At 61.2% G+C, this 23,094-nt stretch carries 21 protein-coding genes; 11 read left to right on the top strand and 10 right to left on the bottom strand.

Annotation, left to right across the window (positions count from 1 at the left end):
• From NE547_RS12340 to NE547_RS12320, 5 genes are all read right to left on the bottom strand, one after another.
• On the bottom strand, nt 1-238 hold a 238-nt coding region (locus NE547_RS12340), incomplete at its 3' end, for a 3-keto-5-aminohexanoate cleavage protein (protein ID WP_256176066.1).
• 85 nt (nt 239-323) lie between these two features.
• The gene (locus NE547_RS12335) at nt 324-1,337 is read right to left on the bottom strand and encodes a cyclase family protein (RefSeq protein ID WP_186908518.1); all 1,014 of its coding nucleotides are present in this window, start codon (nt 1,335-1,337) and stop codon (nt 324-326) included.
• Nucleotides 1,338-1,517: 180 nt separating this feature from the next.
• Nucleotides 1,518-2,447: a 3-hydroxyacyl-CoA dehydrogenase family protein gene (locus NE547_RS12330; protein WP_186908519.1), complete on the bottom strand. Its 930-nt coding sequence runs from the start codon at nt 2,445-2,447 to the stop codon at nt 1,518-1,520.
• A gap of 77 nt (nt 2,448-2,524) precedes the next feature.
• Entirely contained in the window at nt 2,525-3,334 is an 810-nt protein-coding gene (locus NE547_RS12325; protein ID WP_186908520.1) for an SDR family NAD(P)-dependent oxidoreductase, read from the bottom strand.
• 40 nt (nt 3,335-3,374) lie between these two features.
• Nucleotides 3,375-3,725, bottom strand: coding sequence for a cupin domain-containing protein (locus tag NE547_RS12320; RefSeq protein ID WP_186908521.1), 351 nt, complete (start codon nt 3,723-3,725; stop codon nt 3,375-3,377).
• 381 nt (nt 3,726-4,106) lie between these two features.
• Here NE547_RS12320 and NE547_RS12315 point away from each other — a divergent pair, with 381 nt between their 5' ends.
• The 5 genes from NE547_RS12315 to NE547_RS12295 all read left to right on the top strand — a co-directional run bounded on the left by NE547_RS12315 (nt 4,107) and on the right by NE547_RS12295 (nt 9,005).
• Complete coding sequence (locus tag NE547_RS12315; protein WP_186908522.1) at nt 4,107-4,583, top strand: helix-turn-helix domain-containing protein; 477 nt, start codon at nt 4,107-4,109, stop codon at nt 4,581-4,583.
• Between the two features lie 320 nt (nt 4,584-4,903).
• Nucleotides 4,904-6,241, top strand: a complete 1,338-nt coding sequence (locus tag NE547_RS12310; protein ID WP_256176065.1) for an MATE family efflux transporter — start codon at nt 4,904-4,906, stop codon at nt 6,239-6,241.
• Nucleotides 6,242-6,384: 143 nt separating this feature from the next.
• Nucleotides 6,385-7,230: a transketolase gene (locus NE547_RS12305; RefSeq protein ID WP_186908524.1), complete on the top strand. Its 846-nt coding sequence runs from the start codon at nt 6,385-6,387 to the stop codon at nt 7,228-7,230.
• A 3-nt stretch (nt 7,231-7,233) separates the two neighbouring features.
• Nucleotides 7,234-8,181: a transketolase family protein gene (locus NE547_RS12300; protein WP_256176064.1), complete on the top strand. Its 948-nt coding sequence runs from the start codon at nt 7,234-7,236 to the stop codon at nt 8,179-8,181.
• On the top strand, nt 8,178-9,005 hold the full coding sequence (locus NE547_RS12295; protein ID WP_186908526.1) for an HAD family hydrolase: 828 nt from the start codon (nt 8,178-8,180) through the stop codon (nt 9,003-9,005). Before NE547_RS12300 ends, NE547_RS12295 begins: the two co-directional genes overlap by 4 nt.
• 57 nt (nt 9,006-9,062) lie before the next feature.
• On the opposite strand, the gene NE547_RS12290 is transcribed toward NE547_RS12295, so the two are convergent.
• A complete protein-coding gene (locus NE547_RS12290) occupies nt 9,063-10,403 on the bottom strand; it encodes an MATE family efflux transporter (RefSeq protein ID WP_256176063.1) in 1,341 nt (446 codons plus the stop codon).
• A gap of 75 nt (nt 10,404-10,478) precedes the next feature.
• Here NE547_RS12290 and NE547_RS12285 point away from each other — a divergent pair, with 75 nt between their 5' ends.
• Nucleotides 10,479-11,279 carry a MerR family transcriptional regulator gene (locus NE547_RS12285; protein WP_186908527.1) on the top strand — a complete coding sequence of 267 codons (801 nt, stop codon included), beginning with the start codon at nt 10,479-10,481 and terminating at the stop codon, nt 11,277-11,279.
• An 81-nt stretch (nt 11,280-11,360) separates the two neighbouring features.
• Nucleotides 11,361-12,932 (top strand): CdaR family transcriptional regulator, encoded by a 1,572-nt coding sequence (locus tag NE547_RS12280; protein ID WP_186908528.1) that lies wholly within the window; start codon nt 11,361-11,363, stop codon nt 12,930-12,932.
• A gap of 150 nt (nt 12,933-13,082) precedes the next feature.
• Here the strand turns inward: NE547_RS12280 and NE547_RS12275 are convergent, their stop codons facing one another.
• From NE547_RS12275 to NE547_RS12260, 4 genes are all read right to left on the bottom strand, one after another.
• Nucleotides 13,083-14,075: an amidohydrolase family protein gene (locus tag NE547_RS12275; protein ID WP_256176062.1), complete on the bottom strand. Its 993-nt coding sequence runs from the start codon at nt 14,073-14,075 to the stop codon at nt 13,083-13,085.
• Between the two features lie 22 nt (nt 14,076-14,097).
• The gene (locus NE547_RS12270) at nt 14,098-15,384 is read right to left on the bottom strand and encodes a TRAP transporter large permease (protein WP_186908530.1); all 1,287 of its coding nucleotides are present in this window, start codon (nt 15,382-15,384) and stop codon (nt 14,098-14,100) included.
• Nucleotides 15,371-15,865, bottom strand: a complete 495-nt coding sequence (locus NE547_RS12265) for a TRAP transporter small permease (protein ID WP_186908531.1) — start codon at nt 15,863-15,865, stop codon at nt 15,371-15,373. The genes NE547_RS12270 and NE547_RS12265 overlap by 14 nt, the downstream gene beginning before the upstream one ends.
• 67 nt (nt 15,866-15,932) lie before the next feature.
• Nucleotides 15,933-17,039 (bottom strand): TRAP transporter substrate-binding protein, encoded by a 1,107-nt coding sequence (locus NE547_RS12260; protein ID WP_186908532.1) that lies wholly within the window; start codon nt 17,037-17,039, stop codon nt 15,933-15,935.
• A gap of 431 nt (nt 17,040-17,470) precedes the next feature.
• Here NE547_RS12260 and NE547_RS12255 point away from each other — a divergent pair, with 431 nt between their 5' ends.
• The 4 genes from NE547_RS12255 to NE547_RS12240 all read left to right on the top strand — a co-directional run bounded on the left by NE547_RS12255 (nt 17,471) and on the right by NE547_RS12240 (nt 22,763).
• The gene (locus NE547_RS12255; RefSeq protein WP_186908533.1) at nt 17,471-18,172 is read left to right on the top strand and encodes an ABC transporter ATP-binding protein; all 702 of its coding nucleotides are present in this window, start codon (nt 17,471-17,473) and stop codon (nt 18,170-18,172) included.
• A 1-nt stretch (nt 18,173) separates the two neighbouring features.
• Nucleotides 18,174-20,483 (top strand): ABC transporter permease, encoded by a 2,310-nt coding sequence (locus NE547_RS12250; protein WP_186908534.1) that lies wholly within the window; start codon nt 18,174-18,176, stop codon nt 20,481-20,483.
• Nucleotides 20,484-20,499: 16 nt separating this feature from the next.
• Complete coding sequence (locus NE547_RS12245) at nt 20,500-21,930, top strand: HlyD family efflux transporter periplasmic adaptor subunit (RefSeq protein WP_256176061.1); 1,431 nt, start codon at nt 20,500-20,502, stop codon at nt 21,928-21,930.
• A 194-nt stretch (nt 21,931-22,124) separates the two neighbouring features.
• A complete protein-coding gene (locus NE547_RS12240; protein WP_186908536.1) occupies nt 22,125-22,763 on the top strand; it encodes a corrinoid protein in 639 nt (212 codons plus the stop codon).
• Nucleotides 22,764-23,094 lie beyond the last annotated feature (331 nt).

Below are 23,094 nucleotides of genomic sequence, written 5' to 3'. Positions count from 1 at the left end.
CGGGGTGGTTGGCGCGGAGCAGCTCCACCGTCTTGGCAAAGCGGTCCTTGTCCATGGTGCCCTTGCCCTCGTCGTCGCGCATGTGCAGGTGGGCGACCGCGGCGCCCGCCTTCCAGCAGGCGTACACATCCTCGGCGATCTCCTCGGGCGTCATGGGGACATTGGGGTTATTGGCCTTGGTGGGCCAAGCGCCGGTCGTGGCGACGGTAATGATCGTCTTGTTCTTCAGATCAGCCATTTTGATGCATCCTCTCGTGAATGATAGATGGAAGATACCACGTAAAGCGGCGGGCTGACGCTCGCCGCTTTACGGTGTGGATTTCTTACTTGTTGCGGTTGAACAGCTTCTGCATGTACTCCAGGCCGCTGCCGCCGTGGCCGGACTCGTCGGCGTAGCCGGTACCGCCGTACTTGTAGGTGCGGTCAGCCACGCTCTTGTCGATCTCGTCCTCGTCGATCAGAGCGACGCAGCGGGACATGGCGCCGTCGCCCATGTACCAGCGCAGGGGGAAGCAGAAGAACTGGAACACCTTGCCGGCGGGGATCTTGTCCAGGTCGCCGCCCAGATTCTCCACGCCCACGATGCCGTGGCCCAGCATCTCCTTGTGGCAGGGCTCCCAAGTGCCCCAAACGCCCAGGTTTTCCAGTTCGCCGAACTTCTCGTCATAGGCGGCCTGGCCGTGGATGCGGATGTACTCGAACTTATCGAACTCGGCATAGGCCTCTTCACCGAACAGCTCCTTGTACTCCTCGGTGATGGGCTTGCCGGTGGCGCCCAGCAGGTTCATACGGGTCATGCCGTTGTTGCCCATAGCGGTGTGCAGGGGGTGATCCAGAGCCTGGCTGTCCATCGCCACGCACTTCACGCCGTGCTTGACGAACCACTTGCCGGCGTCGATGCCGGTGCCGATGGAGTAATGATAGTAGGCCTTGGAGTCGTCGAACAGGCGGTGCATGCCGGTGTTCAGGCACAGGACCTTGCCCTTCAGGTCGGCGGGGTTCAGGCCACACTTTTTGCAGGCCTCGTCCAGGTGCTTGTCGGTGATCAGGGTCCAGGGCTCCACGTCCAGCTTCAGCACAACGGCCTCGCCGGTGTAAGCGTCGATGGGCATCTCGTGGGTGTAGCGGGCGCGCTTGCCGTCGAACTCATACTCCATGACGTGGCGGGGCGCGTCGCAGTGGGTGCCGGTGTGCATGGTGCAGGTGATCTTGGAGGTCAGAACGCCGCCCTTGGCCATGGTGTGGGCGTTGGTGATCTCGGGCTTGTCAAAGTAGGGCCAGCGGGGGATCTCAGCGCTGAAGGGGTGGGTCAGGTCAACATAAACTTTCTTGCCCATAAGTAGTTCCTCCTTAAAATGCATGGTGTAGGCCCATCAAGAGCCACACGGGATTCTGCCGCTTTGCGGCAGGCGAACTTCAAAGAATGCGCGGCAGGACACACGGTGAGTGCCCAGGGGGACAGGGAGGACCCTCGGGCGGGCGCGCCTGCGCGGCACAGCTTAAACCGTTTTACGCGCTTACTTGCCGTAGAGCATTTTGATCAGATACTCGTTCAGATCGGCGTTGGATTTGGCTACCTGCTCCGGCGTCCACTTCTGGAAGCCCTCGCCGGTCTTAAAGCCGATCTTACCCTCGTCCCGCAGCTGCTTGAGCAGGGGGGAGGGCTCGTGGGAGTCCTCCAGATCCTTGAGGATATAGTCGTGGATATTGTAGGTCAGGTCGGTGCCGACCATGTCGGCGTTTTCCATGGGGCCCAACTGGGGCAGCCGCAGGCCAAAGGCGTATTTGACGGCTTTGTCCACGGTGGCAGCGTCGGCGATGCCGCGCTCCACGATGGAGATGGCCTCACGCCACAGGGCATGCTGCATCCGGTTGGCGATGAAGCCGGGCACGTCCTTCTTGCACAGGACGGGCTCCTTGCCCACGGAAAAAAGGACCTCCATCACGGTCTGCGCCACCTCGTCGGAGGAGGCGTCGGACTTGACCACCTCCACCAGGGGGATCAGGTGGCCGGGGTTCCAGAAATGAGTGCCCACGAAGCGCTCCCGATGCTTGAGCTCGGCGGAGATCTCGCTGGGGCTCATGACGGAGGAGTTGGTGCAGAAGATGGTGTCGGGACGGCAGCGCGCCTCCAGCTTGGCGAAGGTCTCGCGCTTGATCTTCATGTCCTCAAACACGGCCTCAATCACGAAGTCGGCGTTCTTGACCAGATCACTGTCCATATCGGTGGTGAAGCTGATACGGGAGAGCCGGTCGCTCAGCTCCTGCTCGGTAATGACGCCCTTATCCAGCAGCTGCTTGGTATTGGTGCGGATGCCGGCCTCTACGTCGGTGGGGTACAGATCGTACAGGCCGACCTGAAAGTCGGGGTTGGAGGCAAAGACATATCCGATGTTCTTGCCCATCATGCCCGCACCGCAGATCAGGATATGTTTGATGTTCTTCATATGTTTCACGTCTTCCTTCCCATCAAAAGGCTGTGCAGAAACCATTCTGCCTGCTGTTCCTTCCAGAGGAAATGGGATCAGACGGTCAGATAGCCGCCGGAGCAGTCGCAGTTGCTGCCGGTGATGAAGTTGGAAGCGTCGGAGGAGAGGAACAGGGAGTAACCCACGAAGTCATCGGGCTCGCCCAGACGGCCGATGGGCTCACGATTCAGGAAGTTCTTGTACACGGCGGACTCGGGATCGAACATCCACTCGGTCAGGTCGCTGCGGAACACAGTGGGGCAGATGGAGTTGACGTTGATGTGGTATTTGGCGCTCAGATCGCAGGCCAGGCAGGAGACCATCAGGTCGGCGCCGCCCTTGGAGGTGCAGTAGCCGGTGTAGCCGGCCATGCCGCGCTTGGAGCGCTGGGAGGTCACGATGACCATCTTGCTGCGCTTGGTGTTGTCGGCCTCGTACTGGGCCACCATCTGATGGGCGACGTACTTGGTGACGATGTAGACGCTCTTGCAGTCGGCGTCCATGATCTTCTGCCAGTCGGCCACGGACTGCTCCAGGACGTTCTGGGGCTTGTTGTAGCCGTGAGCCACGGCCAGAATGTCGATGCAGCCGTACTGGGCCACGCAGGCCTTGACCAGCGCGTCCACCTGCTCCTCGACGGCGGGGTCGGCCACATAGTAGGCGCAGTCGATCCCCTCGGCCTTGAACTCCTCTTCCAGAGCCTTCAGCTTGGCGTCGTTGCGGCCGGTCATAAAGACCTTGGCGCCGGCGTAGCCGTAAGCCTTTGCCAGAACGCAGCCCAGAGCGCCGGTAGCGCCGGTGACCAGGGCGACCTTGCCCTTGACGGAGAACATATTCTCAACAAAATCCTTCTTAATGGGAACCATAGTTCGCTTCCTCCTTTATTCAGCTCGAAGATACGGACGATCAGGCGTTGGGATAGTTGATGATGACCAGCATGCGGGCGGGGAGATTGCTCTCGTTCATCAGGCCGCGGCCCTCGTTGGGGGGGAAGGAGATGGACTCGTCCTTGTGCAGAACGTACTTCTTGCCGTCCTTGTCGGTCACGGTCATCTCGCCCTCAAGGATGTAGTAGACCTTCTCCAGCGGGTTGTCCTCATAGGCCCACTCAGCGCCGCCGCCGGGCAGGAAGGTGGAAACACCGATCCAGAACTTTTCGGCTCCGGTCTCTTCCTTGCCGTGGATCCGCATGGCGACCATGTTGAAATGACCGGGGGCGTTGTAAGGCTTCAAATCTGCAACAGTACGCTTGACCATGATAAAACCGCTCCTTTATAATAAAATTTTTGGAAACGCTGCATATGAGGGATTTGACATCCTCATCTAGCCGTAGTATAGCGAAAAACAAAAATTTGTGCAACACATACAATTACGTAAGTAGATAACCTGGAAGTTTGCACCCACCAAATGGTAAGTATCTTTCGGTTGTGGAAAACGTCTAAAATGACCTGTTAAAATTTAAACAAGATGACGGCAGGCTAAGGGGCAACTCCGGCAGTTTGTCGGAATTGCACAGAAACGGTGCAAAATTTTTGGTAAAAGAAGTCTGAAACTTGTTTTTGTACTTGTGAGGAAAGCACAGGTGTGTTATAGTAAAAACAAGATTTATTTATTTAAATGTAGTAAGAGGTGAACGCCATGCGCGCCGATCATTTTGATCAGCCCACCAATCCTTATCACTATGTGCTGCACTGCATCGGCGGGAAGTGGAAAATGACCATACTCCACGAGATCTACACACACGGCAGCATCCGCTTCAACCAAACGTTGAAGATCCTGCCCATTTCGGAAAAGGTCTTCAGCCAGCAGCTGCGAGAACTGGTGGAATCGGGTCTGATCCGCCGCATCTCCTACGATACGGTGCCCCCCAAGGTGGAGTATGTGCTCACGCCCAGCGGCGAACAGCTGATCCCCGCGCTGGACATCCTGTATATCTGGAGTATCCGCCGCATGAACGACCTGGAGATCCCCATCGATGCAAACGCCTTTACGGTGCATAAGTCCGGCAAATACGTGGACGCCCTGCGCGACATCATGGAGGCCAACAACTTTTGGCCGGATATTGAGCATCAAAGCAGCGGGGAGGTAGGACAGGCCTCCGGGGAAGATCGCTAAGCGAACCTGCGGGCGCAGGCAGGCGCAAAAAATGGAACTATAGCTTCTCCAGCGGCACGTGCGTCGGAGAAGCTGCCCTTCGGCCCACGCGTACGCGAACGGCTGCCTTTGGCGGCCCCCCTCGTGTGCGCGGTGGGCCGAAGCCTTGCCGAACAGAGGCTTTGCCGCCTTTCGACCGTCTCGCAGAGGCCGGTATCCGGCCTCTGTTTTGCGTCCGGGTACCTTTTGGTCAGTCACTGACCAAAAGGTAGGGATTGCGGAAATCGCCGCCGGACAGTACTATACTACAGGAAACAGGAATCAAAATTAGGAGGTGCGTCATGCCCGCCATACAGAACGACCTGACCCAGGGCAGCGTGACCCGGAAGCTGATCCGCTATGCGCTGCCGCTGGTAGCGTCCAGTCTGCTGCAGGCCCTCTACAGTATTACGGACTTCATCATCGCCGGACACTTTATCGGGGACGCGGGGATTTCCGCCATCAACAACGCCAGCATTATCATGAACATGCTCACGCAGGTGGCCATCGGACTGACCGTGGGCGGCAATATCCTGGTGGGCCAGTTTTTTGGCCAGGGAGACGAGACGCGGCGGCGCAGGGCTTCCGGCTCCATGTTCACGCTGGGCCTCTGTGCCGGCGTTCTGTTTGCCAGTGTTTTTGAGCTGATCGGCCGGCCGTTCCTCCGCCTTCTGGGCGCGCCGGCGCTGGAGGAGGCCGCGGCCTACTTCAACATCTGTGCCCTCGGCCTGTTCTTTATCTTTGGGTATAACGCCCTGTCGGCCATTCTCCGGGGGGTGGGCAACTCCCGGATCCCCTTGTACTGTGTCATCGTCTCGGTGAGCGTCAACGTGGAGCTGGATCTCCTTTTTGTCGCGTTCTTCCGCTGGGGCGTGGAGGGGGCGGCGGCCGCCACCGTCATTGCGCAGGGGCTCGCCTTCCTCACCGCGCTGATCTTTGCGCTGCGGCACCGGGCGGATCTGGGCCTTACCCCAGGCTGCCTGCGGCCTACCCGGGAGATGGTGGGACGCATCCTCAGGCTGGGTACTCCCACGGCCGTCCAATGGACCATTGCCAGCGTATCCTGGCTGGTGGTGGTGGCGCTCATCAATCAGTACGGCGTGAGCGTTTCCGCCGGGAACGGCGTGTCCAACAAGATCCGGGATTTCTGCCAGCTCTTTGTCACCGCCATGTGCACCGGCGCGGGCACCATGTGCGCCCAATGTCTGGGCGCGCAGCTCTATGACCGGGCCGAGCAGGTGATGAAGACCTGCATGCGGATCACCCTGATCATGGCGGGGGTCATCATCGCCGTGGCAGAGCTTTTCGCACCCCGGTTTGCCGCCATCTTTACGCCGGATCCCCAGGTTCAGCAGTGGGCGGTGCTCAACCTGCGCATCGAGATTGTCTGCCAGATCTTTTACGCGGGCATGTTCTCCTATAATACGCTGGCGACCGGATCGGGCCACACGATGTTCATCATGTGGAACTCGTTCCTCAATTGTATCGTGGTGCGGCTCATCCTGGCGCTGATCCTGGATCACTTGTTTGGTGTGGTGGGCGTCTATGTGGCCTGCGGGGTGGCCGTGGCCAGTTCCGTGCCGGTGGGGTACTGGTTCTACCGTTCCAGGCGGTGGATGCATCCGCTGAATGTGAAATAACCGCAAAAACAGGGGCCGAGGCCCCTGTTTTTTGCGGTTGGACGGTTGCAACCCCCGTTCTGCTGCGCTATACTAAAGGGCGAATCATACGGCCTGCTTCCGCGCGCCTGCGGCGGAAGCGGGGGAATGGAAAGGTGAATCGGATGGAACAGACGAAAAAGCAAGCGCTGGCCGTCACTGCGGCCCACGCCCGCCTGCTGGCGGTGGATATGGTGCACGCCGCCGCCTCCGGCCACATCGGCGGCTCCTTGTCCGCCATGGATATCCTCACGCTCCTGTATGGAGACGTGATGCATGTGGACCCGGCCGATCCGGCCGACCCGGACCGGGACCGCTTCGTGCTCTCCAAGGGGCACTGTACGCCGGGGCTCTACCCCACCCTGGCGCTGCGGGGTTTCTTCCCGGTGGAGGATCTGAAGATGTTCCGCCGCATTGACGGGCATATGTCCGGCCATGCGGAGATGCACCATGTCAAGGGCGTGGATATGTCTACCGGAAGTCTGGGCCAGGGCCTGTCGGCGGCCGTGGGCATGGCGCTGGCGGGGAAGATGGACCATAAGGATTACCGGGTGTATGCCCTGCTGGGGGACGGCGAGCTGGAGGAGGGCCAGGTTTGGGAGGCCGCCATGGCCGCAGCCAAATTCCGGCTGGACAACCTGTGCGCCATCGTGGATGTGAACGGGCTTCAGATTGACGGCAGGACCGCCGATGTGATGCCCTCCGAGCCTCTGGACAAGAAGTTTGAGGCCTTCAACTGGAACGTACAATCGGTGGACGGCCACGATTTCGACGCGCTGGAGCGCGCGTTTGCGGCTGCGGCGGCGTGCCGGGAGAAGCCCACCGTGCTCCTGGCCAGGACCGTCAAGGGCAAGGGCGTCTCCTTCATGGAGAACGACGCGGGCTGGCACGGCAAGGCGCCCAATGACGAGCAGTATGAAAAGGCCCATGCGGAGCTGGCCGCGACGCTGGCGGAACTGGAGGGGAAGTAAGCCATGAGTGAGAAGATCGCAACCCGCGCCGCCTACGGCGAGGCCCTGGTGGCTCTGGCGGAGGAGTATCCCGAGCTGGTGGTGCTGGACGCCGACCTGTCCGGTTCCACCATGACCAAGGGCTTTGCCAAGGCCCATCCCGACCGTTTTTTCAACATCGGCATTGCCGAAGCCAATATGACGGGTATCGCCGCCGGCCTGGCCGCCTGCGGCAAGAAGCCCTTTACCAACACATTTGCCATGTTTGCCGCCGGACGCGCGTTTGAGCAGGTGCGCAACTCCATCGCCTACCCCCGCCTGAATGTAAAGGTAGTGGGCTCTCACGGCGGCCTGTCCGTGGGTGAGGACGGCGCCACGCATCAGTGCATCGAGGATTACGCCATCATGCGCGCCATCCCCAACATGATGGTGCTCTCCCCCTGCGACGGCCCTGAGATGCGCCTGGCCGTCAAGGCCCTGCTGGACTATGACGGCCCGGCCTATCTGCGCCTGGGCCGCCTGGCGGTGGAGAGCGTCACCGATTCCATTCCCGGCTATTCCTTCCGGTTGGGCAAGGGCGCGGTACTGCGGGACGGAGCGGACGCCACGGTGATCGCCACCGGCATGATGGTGCAGATGGCCCTGCAGGCCGCCCGGACGCTGGCGGAGGAGGGCGTGTCGGTCCGGGTCGTCGACATGCACACCATCAAGCCGCTGGATTATGAGCTGGTGCTGAAGGACGCGCTGGAGACCCGCTGCATCGTCACTGCCGAGGAACACACCGTCATCGGCGGCCTGGGCTCCGCTGTGGCGGAATTCCTTGCGGAGCACTGCCCGGTGCCTGTGCTGCGCCATGGCGTTCACGACGAATTCGGCCGCTCCGGCAAGGCGCAGGCCGTGCTGGAGGCCTACGGGCTCACCCCCGCCGGTATTGCAGATCAGGTGCGCCAGGCCCTGAAACGGAAGCCGTGACACAGATCCGGCTCATCGCCCTGGATATGGACGGCACCCTGCTGGACGATGACCATGCCACCGTGCCGGCGCGCAATGTGGCTGCACTGCGCCGGGCGGCGGAGCGCGGCGCAGCAGTGGCCATCGCCAGCGGCCGGGCCTGGGACCTTCTGCACGAGGTGGCGGCCCAGCTGGACATGCTGCACTATGCCGTACTCTCCAACGGCGCTGCCGTGCTGGATGTGACGAGCGGGGAATGGCTCTGGCGGAAGGGGCTGCCCCGGGCGCAGAGCCGGCGCCTGATCGAGCTGCTGCTGGCGCGGGACGTGCCGTTTGAGGTTTATGCCGACGGAGAAAATTATATCCAGGCCGACCGGAGCGGGCGGGTGCTGGCGCGGGCGCTGTCGCCGGAATTTGCCTCGGTCCTGCGGCGGTATTCCCGCTTCCCGGAGGATCTGAACGCTGCCCTGGAGGGGCGCTGTGTGGAGAAGATCCACATCTTTCACGTCCCGCCGGAAGAGCGCGCCGCGCTTCAAGCCGCGCTGGAGGCCACCGGCCCCCTGGCCGTCACAGGCTCCTTCGGGACCAATATGGAGCTGACCGCCCGGGGCGTCAACAAGGCCGCGGCTGTCCAGGCCCTGTGCAGGCGCCTGGAGGTAACGGCGGAGCAGGTCATGGCGTTCGGCGACGCGGACAACGATTTGGAGCTGCTGCGCTGGGCGCGGTGGTCCTTCGCCATGGAGAACGGGGCGGCGTCGGCCAAGGCCGCCGCACGGTATGTCACCGGCGCCAACCGTGCGGGGGGCGTGGGCATGGCGTTGGAGCGGTATCTGGCAGCGCCTTGAACCCAAACGGCGCGGAGCCCCCGTTCAGGGGGCTCCGCGCCGCGGTATGTCCGGGACTCAGGCCGCATCCCGGACGGCCCGGGCGGTCTCCCGCCGCAGGGAGCGGAGGTAGCACAGGACGAACAGACCGGTCAGGACCAGGCAGCAAAGCTCGGCGGCCAGGGGGCTGAGCCACACGCCTGCCTCCCCCAACAGGCGGGGCAGTACCGCCAGGCACGCGCACAGCAGCACCAGACCCCGCCCGAAGGAGATGGGGAAGGAAAAGAAGGGCCGCTCGACCGCAGTAAAGAAGCCGGCCATGATCACGTTGAATCCCATCACCAGGAAGACCCAGGCGTATTGCCGCAGGGCATGGACCGAGTATGTGAAGAGCGCGCTGCCGCGCTCACCGGGCAGGAAGAGCCCTACGACGGCGGGCGCGCCCAGCTGGCCGATGGCAAAGGAGAGGACGGAAAACACCGCGATCAGCCCCAGGCCGCAGCGCAGCAGCTTGTGGCAGACGTCCCGCTCCCCGGCCCCCAGGTGGAAGCTGACCAGAGGCTGGATGCCCTGGGTGGTACCGATCATGGTCATAAGCACCAGGGTGTTCACATAACTGATGATGGTGTAGCTGATCACGCCGTCCTCCCCGATGACGCGGAGGATGGTCAGGTTGAACAGGAAGATGACGATGCCGTTGGACAGCTCGCTGAGCCCTTCGGAGAGACCCAGCGGGAGGATGCGCCGGTAAGCCCGCAGTTCAGGGACGAAGCGGCCCAGGCGCAGACGCTCCCGGTGGGTGAGAAAGTACACCACGAATACGGTGGTAGAGGTGACCTGGGCCAGCCCCGTGGCCAGCGCGGCGCCCCAAACGCCCCAGCCCAGGCGCATGACGAAGAGCCAGTCCAGAAATACGTTCATCAGCGCGCAGGAGAGCACGCCGATGGTGCTCACCTGGGGCGCGCCGTTGGCTTTCACCTGCACCTCCAGGTTGTAGGATACGGTGAAGAATACGGCGAAGCAGGCGATCACGCCCACGTACTGCTTCACATACTCCAGCGTGTCCGGATAGGCCCCCAGAAACAGAGCCACCCGCTCCAGATTGAAAAGCACCAGCAGGGAGAGGATCAGACTCACCGCCGCCGTTACGCAGATGTTCTGGTTAAAATAGGTTCGGGCCTTTTCCAGATCCTTCTGCCCCAGGGCGATGGAGATGACGGTGGATGTACCGGTGGCCAGCAGGATGCCCAGCGTAAAGATCACCGACGTGAAGGGCATGGACAGATTGACGGCCGCCAGCGCGTGTTCCCCCACGCCCCAGGAGACGAACATGCCGTCCACCATGGTGTACAGGGAGAAAATCCACATGGACACAATGGATGGGATCACGAATTGGAAGAAACGTTTGATCAGATTCAAGGGTATGACCTCCTTATTTCCCTTCTATCATAAACCCTCGTATCATACGAGAGTCAAGAGGCGGAGGCAAAAAAGATGAAAGAATTTTACCGCATCCACGAGCTGTCCGGGCTGTTCGGCCTATGCCCGGATACCCTGCGTTATTATGAAGAGAAGGGACTGCTTCACCCCGCGCGTGGAGAAAACCGCTATCGCATGTACGGAATTCAGGACGTGATCACCCTGAACATCGTCCGCTCCCTGCGGGAGCTTGGAATGACGGTGGAGGACATCCGCACCTATCTGGAGCGGCGCTCTGTGGAGGAGACCCTGGCCCTGCTGGAGGAGGAGGAGCGCCTGCTGCGGCGGCGGATGGAGGAGCTGGAGCGCACCCGCCGGCAGGCCCGGCGCCGGCAGGCTCGGCTGGAGCGGTACGCCGCTGTGGAAGCGGAGCGGGTGGAGTTTTTGTACGAGGAGGAACGTTCCTGCGTCTTTTTGCAGGAGGACATCATCCTGGAGGGGGAGATCGACTTCCTGCTGAAAAAGCTGGAACACCGGCATCAGGACTATATCAAGATCATAGGGGACCAGTGCATGGGGGCGGCGGTGGACGGCGAGAGCCTGAAACAAGGCGTGTACAACCACTTTTCCAGGGTCTTTTTCCTTACGGAACCGGGCCTGCCCAGCGACGGCGTCCTGCCTGCGGGGGAGTACGCGCGCCTTTTTTACCGGGGCGGCTACGGCGCGCTGCAGCGGCATTATCAAACGCTGCTCGCGCAGGTGGCGGCGGCGGGCCGCCGGCCGGCCGGGGAGCCGCTGGAGCTCTACCGGATCGACGCCCACGACACCAACCGGGAAGCGGAATATGTCACCGAACTGCAGGTGCCGGTGCGGTAAGATCAGGGGCTTGTTTTCCAACAGGATAAGATGATATAATAACAAATTAGAATAAACGTATGGAAAACGGGGGGAATCGCGGTGCTGGAGATCTCCATCAACATGATCCTGGACAGTCTGGCAGAGTATGGACCGGAACGTTTTTTTTCGGAGGAGGAGCAGCTTTCCTTCAGCGGCCTGCGCCTGTATGAGCTGGGGCAGGAGACGCTTTCCACGTCGAACATCTATATGTGTACCAGCCGTGAGCTTACCGCGGAGGCGGCGGAGAGCGGCTGCTGCTTTTTGTGTATCCACAAAATGGCGCCCGCGCTGAAAAAGAAGCTGCAGGGCAGACGGATCGTACTGCTGGAGGACGAGGGGATCGGCCTGGCGGAGGTGTTCAACACGGTCCAAAGCCTGTTCACCGACCTGCGGGAATGGCATCAGCACATGCACGTCTCCCTGATCCAGAGCAACGACGTGCAGGAGCTGCTGGACCTGAGCGAGAGCGCCATCGGCAATCCCATCGTCCTGGTGGACCTGAGCTTCAAGCTGCTGGCCTACACAAAAAATATCAAGACCGACGATGAGGTCTATAACGAGGTGGTCAGCCGGGGCTATCATACCAAGCAGACCATCGAGCGGCTGACCAATACCCGTCAGGTGGACAGCATCAAGAGGGCCAGCGTCATCGACATCGCCTTTCCGCTGCCGCAGATGACGCAGTATCAGACCATGACGAAGACCTTTTTCATCAAAGGCGTCCCATATGCCTACCTGCGGATGATCTGCAGCGCCCATGCCCCCTCCAAGAGCCTGGAGGAACGGTTCGCCCTTCTGGCGGAGAGCGTGGAATACTATCTGCATAACCACTACTCCGCCGGAAGCATCAACAAATATATGTATGAATACGTGCTGGTGGAGCTCATTGAGAATAAGATCAAGGACGAGGAGGACATCGAGGAGCGCATCAAGTGCGTGGGCCTTCAGCGGGACGCCGAATATCAGCTTTTGAAGATCATTTTCGAAGACGAGGACAATACTTCCCTGAACTACATGCTGGACCAGCTGCTGGCGATCTTTCCGGAATCCCGGCCGTTCATCTACGGCGATTACATCATGATCCTGATGAGCCGTGAGAGCAAATATCTGGGCGCGGAGGAGCGCAAACTGCGGCAGTTTGATCTGCTGCGGGAGCTGCTGGAATACCATAAGGCCCGCTGCGGCATGAGCGAGGTGTTCCGTACCATCCGGCTGGTCAGCGACGCCTACGTGCAGACCACGGTAGCGGTGGAGATCGGCAGGACGCTCCAGCAGAAAGGAATTTTGGTGGAGGAGACCGGCGGCGGAAGGGTCTTCGCCTATCGGGACTGCTACATCTATCACCTGATCACCGCCTGTTCCGAACAGGTACAGCTGCGCAGCCTGTGTGACGAGCAGCTGCTGGCCATCCGCGAACAGGATGAGCAGAAGAGCACCGATTATGCAAATTTGCTGTATACCTATCTCATCAACCAGTGCAGGCCGACGGATACCGCCAAGCTGCTGCACATGCACCGGAATAACGTCATCTATCATGTGGAGCGGCTCTCCGAGCAGCTGGGGGTGGACCTGAACGACCCGGAGACCCGCCTGCGCCTGCTGCTGTCGTACAAGGTCATGGATCTGCTGTAAGGCCGCCCTTCCGGGAGAAAGCGGAGGGAAACGAAAAAGTCATGGGCAATTGCGCGCGACGGCAATTGCCCATGACTTTTTTTCGAAGCTCAGAGAGTGCAAAACTCCCGGTTGCGGCCGGGCATCCTGCCGGCCGTGCGGAGAAACGCATTATACGTGCACGCCCAGAGCCTGCGCGTTTTTATAGTAGAGCATGGAACGCTCCTGTTCCCCCAGGGGGAGGTTCTTTACGTATTCCACCATATCGGAGGCGTCCTCAAAGGGATAATCGCTGCCGAAGAGAATGCGATCCAGGCCCAGGACCCGGCGGGTACACTCGAAGGCCTCGGGGGACATGTTGCCGCTGGTGGTGACGTAAATATTGCGGTGGAAGTAGGCGCTGAAATCCTGCTTGTTTTTGGCCTTGGGGTTGGGCAGGAACTTCAGGCGGTTGTCCATGCGGTCCAGCAGGAACGGCAGAGCCTCGCCGAGATGGCCCAGCATGACCTTCAGGTTGGGCAGCTCGTCGAACAGGCCGCCCACGATCATGCGGGTCAGAGTGGTGACCGTGTCCATGGTGAAGCCCAGGCCGGGGCCCGCCACGGGGAAGCCGCAGTCGTCTACCCGGGAGGCGTTGGCCAGCTGGGGGTGGAGGTAGACGTACACTCCCAACTCGTCCGCCTTCTGGAAGATGGGGCGGTAACGGGGATCGTCCGGGGCGGTCTCGCCATAGTTGGAGTGGGTGTGCCAGGCCACAAAGCCGAGCTCCTTCACGCAGCGCTCCAGTTCCGCCGCTGCGGCGGGCACGTCCTTCACCGGCAGGATGGCGCTGCCCAGATAGCGGCCGGGGAAGCGCTGGACCAGCTGGTAGAGAACGTCGTTGGTCCGGCGGCAGATCGCCGCGCTCTCAGCCGGGTCCAGCTGCTCGGCGCCGGGGGAGCAGCTGAGCACGGCACAGTCGATGCCAAGCGTATCCATCAGGGCGATCCGCTCTTCCCCCACCTGAAGCAGCTTCTCCAGCAGAGGCCCCTGGGGCATGGTGATCGCGTCGCTCCAGGTGATCAGGTCGGTGTCTTTGCGGTAATAGGGAGGCTCGGTGCGGGATTCCAGCGCGTCGATCAGGCACTGGTCGTAAAAGTGATTTTCAAAATCAATTAATTTCATATGCAGAACTCCAGAATCAGATTCAAGCGCCCATCAGAAGAGCAGGCAGCGCGGTGGAAAGGGCAGGGACGTACGTGATGATGAGGACCGAGACGATATAGAGGATGATATAGGGCACACAGGCCTTGGAGATCTGGCCCATGGGGCGCTTGAGCACGCTCTGGGCCACGAAGATGTTCAGGCCGAAGGGGGGCGTGAACAGGCCGATGGCCAGGTTGACCACGAAGACCATGCCCAGGTGCAGGGAGGGGATGCCCAGGGCGGCGGCGGTGGGCAGCAGCATGGGCGCCAGGATGAGGATGGCGGCGCTGGTATCGAAGAAGCAGCCCACGATGAGCAGCAGCACGTTGAGCATCAGCAGGAACTGGATCTGTCCCATGCCGCCGAAGGCCTCGGTGACCGCGGCGGGAAGCTGTGCGATGGTGGCCGCCTGGGAGAACACCGTGCTGCCGGCGATGAGCAGGAAGACCTGGGCGGTCGTGCGCCCGGCATCCTTAAAGATGGGCAGCAGCTGTTTGAACTTGATGTCACGGGTGCCGAAGACCGCCACGATGAAGGAATAGGCCGCGGCCAGGGCGCCGGATTCGGTGGGGGTGCAGATGCCGGTGTAGACGCTGCCCAGGACCAGTACGGGGAGCACCAGCACGGGAAGGCCCTTCCACAGGGCTTTGCCAAAAGCGCGGGCGGAGAATTTCTCCTTCTCCACACCGGGTCTGGGCTTGCACATGATGATCAGGTAGACGCTGACGATGACCACGATCAGGATGCCGGGCAGGATGCCGGCCAGGAAGAGCTTGGTAATGGAGGTCTCAGTGGCTACGCCGTAGATGATCATGGTGATGCTGGGCGGAATGATGGTGGACAGGCAGGCGGAAGAGGTGATGATGCCCAGAGACATGCTCTCGCCATGGCGCTCCGAGAGGGGCTTGTGGACGATCTTGCCGAAGGTGGCGGTCGCGGCCGGACCGGAACCGGAGATGGCGCCGAAAATCGCATTGGCAATGACGCAGGCGATGGGCAGGCCGCCGCGGATGCTCTTCAGGGTCTCGATACATACATTGATCAGCCGGGTGCCCAGGCTGCTGGCGGCGATCAGGCTGCCGGCGACCATGAAGAAGGGCACGGCCAGCAGGGCATTCTTGGTCATGGCCTCAAAGAAGCCGGTAAATACATTGGTCAGGGACATGTGGTTGACAAAGATCTGCAGGTAGATCGCCGAGCAGAGGATGGAGATGTAGATGGGACACTTCAGCAGGGACAGTCCAATCAGAATGATCAGGACCGGAAGCAGAATCTCAAGCATTGTCATGGTCGAAGTCCCCCTTATTGCAAAGCATCAATACCACCCAGACAACCAGGGCGACGACGATACAAATCATAGCGATCGCATACAGGACGCCTTTGGGCATCTGCAGCACATAGGTGACCTGGTTGCGTTTGAAGGCTTTCATCATAACGTCCAGGCCATGGTAGCCCAGCACGACCATAATCACGCTGGTGATAATTCCGCGGATGTAGTTGAGAATGCGCTGACCGGTCTTGCCCTTGACCCAAAGATCAATGGCGGAGATACACAGCTGGTCGCCGGCGCCCTCCAGATAGGGAATGGCCAGATAGACCATGAGCACGATGCAGTAGCTGCACAGCTCCTCAGACCAGGTAAAGCCTTTTCCGGCAAAGCGGACGATGGCGTTGAGGGTGGCCAGGGCGGTAGCCACGGCAATCAGCAGCGCCGAAATCGAAAACAAAAACGTACGGACATAGCGCGTAATTTTAACACACACTTGCATAACCTGTTCTCCTTTTAAGAGGGCGGGGACGCAGCCGTCCCCGCCCGTTGAGGCTGTTGCAGCGAACTCAGGAATTGGCGATGAGTCCCACGAACTCGTCGTAGATGGCGGCACAGTCGGAATCGATGTTCTTAAAGTCTTCGTGCAGAGACTCGGTGGCGGCCTTCATCTCGGCAAGCAGCTCGTCGCTGGGCTCGTTCTTGGTGGCGCCCGCGTCCACCATGGCCTGCATGGCTTCCTCGGAGTACTGGGTCATGTAGGGCACCTCGAAATCGGCGACTACGGCCTTGGCAGTGGACAGGATCAGGTCCTGTACGTTCTGGGGCAGGGTGTCCATCCAGTCGGCGCTGAAGAAGAAGCAGTTGACGAACGCGCCCGCGGGGCAGAGGTTGATGTTCTTGGCGCTCTCATACAGGCCCTGGGTATACCAGAAGGTGCAGTCGTTGAGCACGCCGTCCACGGTGCCGTTCTGCAGGCCAACAGCCACGTCGCCGGGATCCAGGGAGGCGGGGGAAGCGCCGTAAGCGTTCAGGGAGCTGTGCAGGGTGGGAGAGGGCAGGGTCCAGATCTTGTGGCCGGACAGATCGCTCATCTTCTCAATGGGGAAGGTGGACAGGATATAGGAGTTGCCGCCCAGCAGCCAGCCGCCCACTTTGAAGCCATAGTCGTACAGGTAGTCGTCCAGGCTGGTGCCGGCGGAGAGGATGGCCTGGGCCTGGGCAGCGGCAGTGCCGTCCGCGTCAAAGAGGAAGGGCAGGTCCAGAATGGCGATGGCAGGGGCGTAGGAGGCAAAGTAGGAGGAAGGGATGAGCACGCCTTCAATGGTGCCGTTCTGCACGCCCTCGATCATCTGGGGAGCGGTGCCCAGCTGGCTGGTGGGATAGAGCTCCACCGTGATGGCGCCGCCGGAGGCCTCTTCGATGCGGGTCTTGAACTCCTCCATGGTCATGTTCTGCTGATGCTTGCCGCCGGTGGGCGTGCCCAGGCGGATGGTGTAGCTGCCGGTGATCTCGGTGTCGCCGCCGGTGGGTTCGGTGGTGGAAGGAGCGGTGGTCTCGGGAGCGGTGGTAGAGGGAGTTCCTCCAGAGGAGCTTCCGGAGTTTCCGCCGCAGGCGGACAGGATCAGGGACAGGGACAGGGCGATGCTCAGAACCAGAGAGAGTTTCTTTTTCATCGGTGCGTACCTTCCTTTCTTCTGCTTGAAATATTCTTCTTCTTGGAAGAAATGGGGAAAACAGGACAGCAAATAAGGCGATATGACGGAAACCGGGGTCCTGTTCCCGCTCTCTTCTGTATAAAAGACTATCATAAACTACCCGGAGATGCATTAGAGTGTTTGCCAAATTAATCACAAAGTCGGCCAAGCGAATTTTGTAGGAAGTGTAAAGAGAAAAAAGCGGCCGCCGTTTGAGGACACTTGGCCCGTCCCTGGAGCGGTCCCACCAGTTGTTCACGCTTTGTTTTCATTTACAACACAACATTTTTTGAAAAAGTGTTGTGTTTCCGTCAGGCGGTTTTAAGCTGTCGGTTGAAAAAAGCACGTCTGGTCTGTATGCTAAAGATATCCGCAGGGCCTGGAACGGGCTCTGGACTGAGGTGTGTGTTATGGCGGTCATTCAGGCGGAACATTTGGCCCGCGAATATGTTATGGGCAAAAACGTCATCCGGGCGGTGGACGATATCAGCTTTACCATTCAGGAGGGCACCTATACCATGATCCTGGGGGCCAGCGGAGCGGGAAAATCCACGGTGCTGAACCTGCTGGGCGGGATGGATTCCCCCACCTCCGGCAGCCTGAGGATCAACGGGCGGGATATCGCCCGGTTCAACAAGCGCCAGCTGGCGGAGTACCGGCGCAACAGCATCGGCTTCGTGTTCCAGTTTTACAACCTGATGCCCAACCTGACCATGCGGGAGAATGTGGAGCTGGCCAGCCAGATCTGCAAAGATCCCCTGGACGCCCAGGAGACCCTGGAACTGGTGGGCCTGGGGGAGCGCTCCTCCAATTTCCCGTCCCAGTGCTCGGGCGGCGAGCAGCAGCGTGGGGCCATCGCCCGGGCGCTGGCCAAAAATCCCGCCATCCTGCTCTGCGACGAACCCACCGGCGCGCTGGACTACAAGACCGGCAAGGCGATCCTGGCCCTGCTGTACGACTTATGCAAAAAAAGCGGCAAGACGGTCATCGTGGTGACCCACAACGGCGCGCTGGCTCCTACGGCCGATGTGCTCATCCGCATGAAAAGCGGCAGGATCGAGTCCTACGAGGAGAACCCCGCTCCCGTCCCGGTGCAGGAATTGGAGTGGTGATATGATTTGGCGCAACTTCCTGCGGGATCTGCGGCAGACGGCCCCACGCCTGATTTCGGTCATGGTCATTACCATGATCGCCGTGATGGTCTATACCGCGCTCAACGGCGTTTTGTATCATGTGCAGCAGGTCACCGCCGCCTACGGCCAAACGCAGAACGTGGCGGACTACTGGATCTCCGGCGCCGGTTTGGACCGGAGCGACTGCCGGGTGCTGGAACAGATCGACGGCGTCGCCGGCGTGCAGCCCCGCATTACCTGGGAGGCCCAGGAGCGGGGCAACGAGGATGTGCAGCTGCTGGTGTATGCCGTTGCGGATTGGGCGATCAACACGCCCTACCTGGTGGGCGGAGCACTGCCGGCCGACGAGAGGGAGATGGCGGTCAGCGATGTCTTTGCCGCCGCCAACGGCCTTTCCGTGGGGGACAGCTACGAGATGCTGCTGACCGGCACAGACCAGGTCCTGCGTCTGCGGATCAGCGGGCTGGTCAAAAGCCCGGAGTGCCTTTACCACGTCAATGCGACCACGCCGATGCCGGAGCTGGGGCGCTATGGCTTCGCCTATTGCAGCCAAGACGTTCTGAGCGGGCTGATGGGAAGCAATCGCTATAATCAGATCTGCATCACGACCTCGGACGAGGTCGACGACGCGGCGCTCCGGCGGGCCGTCGACGAACGCCTGGGCGACAAGGTGGTCAACGTCCTGGCCCGGGAGGACAACCTGGCGGCCGACCGCCTGCGGGGCATGACCGAGGATCTGACACCCATCCTTCGCCTGTTTCCCATTCTCTTCTTCCTGTGCGCGGTGCTGCTGATGGTCAGCAATATGAGCCGCCTGATCGAGAGCGGCCGCTCCGCCATCGGCACCTTCAAGGCCTTGGGCTATTCCGACCGGACGATCTTGTGGTATTACCTGCTCCACGCCGTTTTGGTGGTTTTGGTGGGGTTTCCGCTGGGCGTGGCGCCCAACGGGCTGATCGCCAGGCTGCTGGTCGAGACGCTGTCCACCGGCTGCGACCTGCCTGTCTATGGGCTGGCCAACGACTACCGGTCCTGGGGGCAGGCCCTGGCGCTGACGGTGCTCTGCTGCGTGGGCAGCGCATTTTTCGTGGCCCGCTCCTTATTGAAGGAGAGTCCGGCCCAGTGCATGCGCCCACAGCCCCCCAAAAGCACCAAGCCGGTGCTGCTGGAGAAGCTGCCCTTCCTCTGGCGGCGCTTGGGCTTCAATCAGAAATACATCATCCGCAACGCCCTGCGCAACAAGGCGCGGATGCTCACCTGCGTTGTAGGGATCGCCTTCTGCATGGGCCTGGTGCTGGCGGCCTTCGCCCTGCGGGACGCCGTGACCCACTATGCCGGAGCGCTGACCTCCAATCAGAACAAATACGACCTGATGGTAGATCTGGGCGCCGGCGTGACGGAGGGGCAGTACCGCAGGCTGGCCGCCTCCGCCAACACGGAGGGGGCGGAATTTGAGATGACCACCGCCGGTTGGTTCTATGCCCCCGGACGGATGACCACCGCCGCCCTGACGGTGGCCGAGGACCAGAGCTGGCTGCACCTGTACGATCCCTATGCTCAGGGGGTCCTGAACCTGCCGGAGGATGGGGCGGTCCTGTCCCAGAGCATGGCCGACGAGCTGAATGTGACGACAGGCGATACGGTGACGGTCCGCTTTACCGGTGATTCCCGTTATTACACCATGAAAGTCTCCCGTATCCTGCGGGGCGTCTCCGGAGCCTATGTGGGGCGCGGCTTCTGGCGGAGCCTGGGGCGGCCCTATGTGCCCACCACCGCCTATGCGGCCGCCGCGGACCGGACGGCCCTGGCCGCCGAACTGGACCGCTACGACTTCGTGGATGGCTGGCAGACCCGGGAGACGGTGACGGACGCCGCGGCAGAGCAGCTCTCCAGCGCTTCTCTGGTGGCGTATATCCTGATCGTATTCGGAGGAAGCCTGGCCTGCGTGGTGATCTATAACCTGGGGATCATGAGCTTTTTGGAGCAGATCCGCAGCCTGGCCACCCTGATGGTCCTGGGCTTTTACGACAAGGAGATCAAACGCCTGCAGCTGAGCGAAAATATCATTTTCGCGGCGGGCGGCATCTGCGCGGGTATCCCCATGGGCATCGGATTGAGTTACGTCATCATCGCCCTGCTCAGCGATATGCCGCTGCAGGTGAATACCCGGCCGGTTTCTTTCGTGCTCTCCTGCGCGGTGACCCTGCTGTTTGCCCTTCTGGTCAACTGGATGATCGGCCGGAAGATGCGGGAGATCGACATGCTTGGCGCGCTGAAAAGTGTGGAATAACGGAAGGGGAGTACATATGAAGCGGAAATGGATGGTTTTGCTCTGTGCGCTGAGTCTCCTGGCGGCGGCAGGCTGTCAGAAAGAGGCGGATTATCAAACGGTGACGCCCGAGGTGGGGACCATTGAGAACCGGGTGGAGGATACGGGCACGGTGGCGTGGCGGGACCCCACTTCGGTCATCCCGGTCGTCAGCGGAAAGGTCGTCTCCTGTGCCTTTGAGGAGGGGGATGCGGTAACGGCGGGACAGACCCTCTATGTCATCGATTCCGGCGATCTGGAGGATCAGATCACCCAGGCGCGGCTCTCCCTGAAGACCGCCCAGGCGGGCGCCGCCCAAAGCGAAGCCGCCTGCGCCGACCTGACGGTCTACGCCAGCGCCTCCGGAACCGTGACGGCCGTCTACTGCCACGTGGGGGACTACATCGGAGCGGGAACGGCGGTGGCGCAGATCCGGGACAGCGCCAACCTGACCCTGACGGTCCCCTTTGCCCCGGCCGACGCCGCCGCACTGGTCCCGGGCGCGGCCGCCGTCATCACGTTTCCCAATCAGAGCGGTACTGTGACCGGCGCGGTGGAGCGGATCTACGACACGCCGACCGCCCTCTCCGGCGGACGGGAGGGAGTGTATGTGGAGCTCAGCTTCCAGAATCCGGGCACGCTGACCGACGCCGCCACGGCCACCGCCGCTGTGGGCGCCGCCGCCTGCATGGAGGCGGGCGCCGTGTGCTATGCCACACAGCAGTCCATTTATGCCGCCCAGTCGGGACAGGTCCTCACCCTGGACCTGGAGACGGGCAGCGCGGTGACGCAGGGGCAGGCCGTGCTGACCCTGAAAAACGACGCGCTGACCAACGCCGCGGTCAACGCGGGCCTGTCCGTGGAGACCGCCCGGACCAACCTGGAGCAGCTGGAGGCCAAGCGGTCGGACTACACCATCGCCGCCCCCATCGACGGCACCATCCTTACCCGCAGCGTCAAGGCCGGGGACTTTGCCTCCGCCGCGGCGCCCATGGCCACGCTGGCCCCTGCACACGCCCTGTGCGTCAATGCGGAGATCGACGAGATCTACATCGACCGTATCTGGCCCGGGCAGGAGGCCTGCGTGCAGTTTGCCGACGACAGCGGAGTGGAGCGGACCTACGCCGCTCAGGTGCGCCGGGTGGACGAAAACGGCGTTACGTCCGGCGGTGTGACCGACTATACCGTGGAGCTGGTCCTGGAGGATACCAGCCGGCTGAAGGCCGGGATGAACGTGTCGGTCTCCATCGTGACGCAGCGGAAGGAGGGCTGCCTTCGCCTTCCTTCCGAAGCCGTCAGCGGCAGCACGGTCCAGGTGCTGCGGGACGGCCAGGCCGTCTCCGTTTCGGTGACCACCGGCATCACGGGCGGCGGATATACGGAGATTACGGCGGGGCTGACCGGGGACGACGCCGTGATCCTGCCGTAAGGGCGGTGCATTCTGCGGCGGCACCGGTCCGGAGCAGAAACACAAAAAAGCACGATAATTCGCAAGAAAGTTATAGTAACTCCCTTCGCCATACCGTATGCTAAAAAGGAAAAGACAAAGGTGCTGCGGGCGTACGGCTTCTTCTGCCGGTCCCGCCGGCGAAACGGTGAATAACAGAAGGGAGCGGTCCACGTATGAGTACATTGAGCGAAATTTCCGAGGCCCTGCAAAAAGGACGGGCCAAGCTGGTCAAAACACTGGTCCCCCAAGCCCTGGAGGAAGGCGTCCCCGCTCAGCAGATCCTGGAGGAGGGATTGTTGGCGGGCATGAGCATCATCGGGGAGAAGTTCAAAAACAACGAGGTTTTTGTCCCCGAGGTGCTGGTGGCGGCCCGGGCGATGAACGCCGGCACGGAGCTGCTCAAGCCCCACCTGGCTGCGGCTGGGGCCGAGTCCAAGGGGAAGGTCTGCCTCGGCACCGTCAAGGGCGACCTGCACGATATCGGCAAGAATCTGGTACGCATGATGTTCGAGGGCAAGGGACTGGAAGTGGTGGACCTGGGTGTGGACGTAGCCCCGGAGACCTTTGTTCAGGCTGCCATCGACAACGACTGCAGGATCATTGCCTGCTCCGCCCTGCTGACCACCACCATGCCCGTCATGGGAGAAGTGGTGGAACAGGTGAAGTCCGCCGGTATTCGGGACAAGGTAAAGATCATGGTGGGCGGCGCGCCGGTTACGGACAAGTTTGCCCAGACCATCGGCGCGGACGCTTATACCGCGGACGCCGCCACTGCGGCGGAAAAAGCCGTGGAGCTGCTGTCCTGCGGCTGACGCACCTCGGCGCCGGAAAGGCGTCCGCTCTCTCAGTGGAATGGGACCGCAGGATAAGAAAAACTCCCGAACGGATGCGCCTGACCGGCTTCCCTTTGGGGGGACGGTGAACGAAAAGGCGCCGTTCTTTCAAAAAAACCGGTCAGGCGGCCGATAAAGATCGTATGGAAGAACGGTTCCAACGAAGGATAAATTCCGGTTTGCAGGGCAGTCTCGAAATCGGGACTGCTTTTTCCTTCGAAGCCGCGAGCGGTTTTCCGGATAGGCTTGTGGCAGCACAAAAGGGAAAAGGGAGCGGAAACGAAGCGGCAAGCGTCTGCCGCGTTGGGCT

Source organism: Flavonifractor sp. DFI.6.63 (genome assembly GCF_024462255.1).
GTDB lineage: Bacteria > Bacillota > Clostridia > Oscillospirales > Oscillospiraceae > Lawsonibacter_A > Lawsonibacter_A hominis.
The sequence above is the reverse complement of the archived record's forward strand: the minus strand, read 5'-3'. Positions and strand labels throughout refer to the sequence as shown.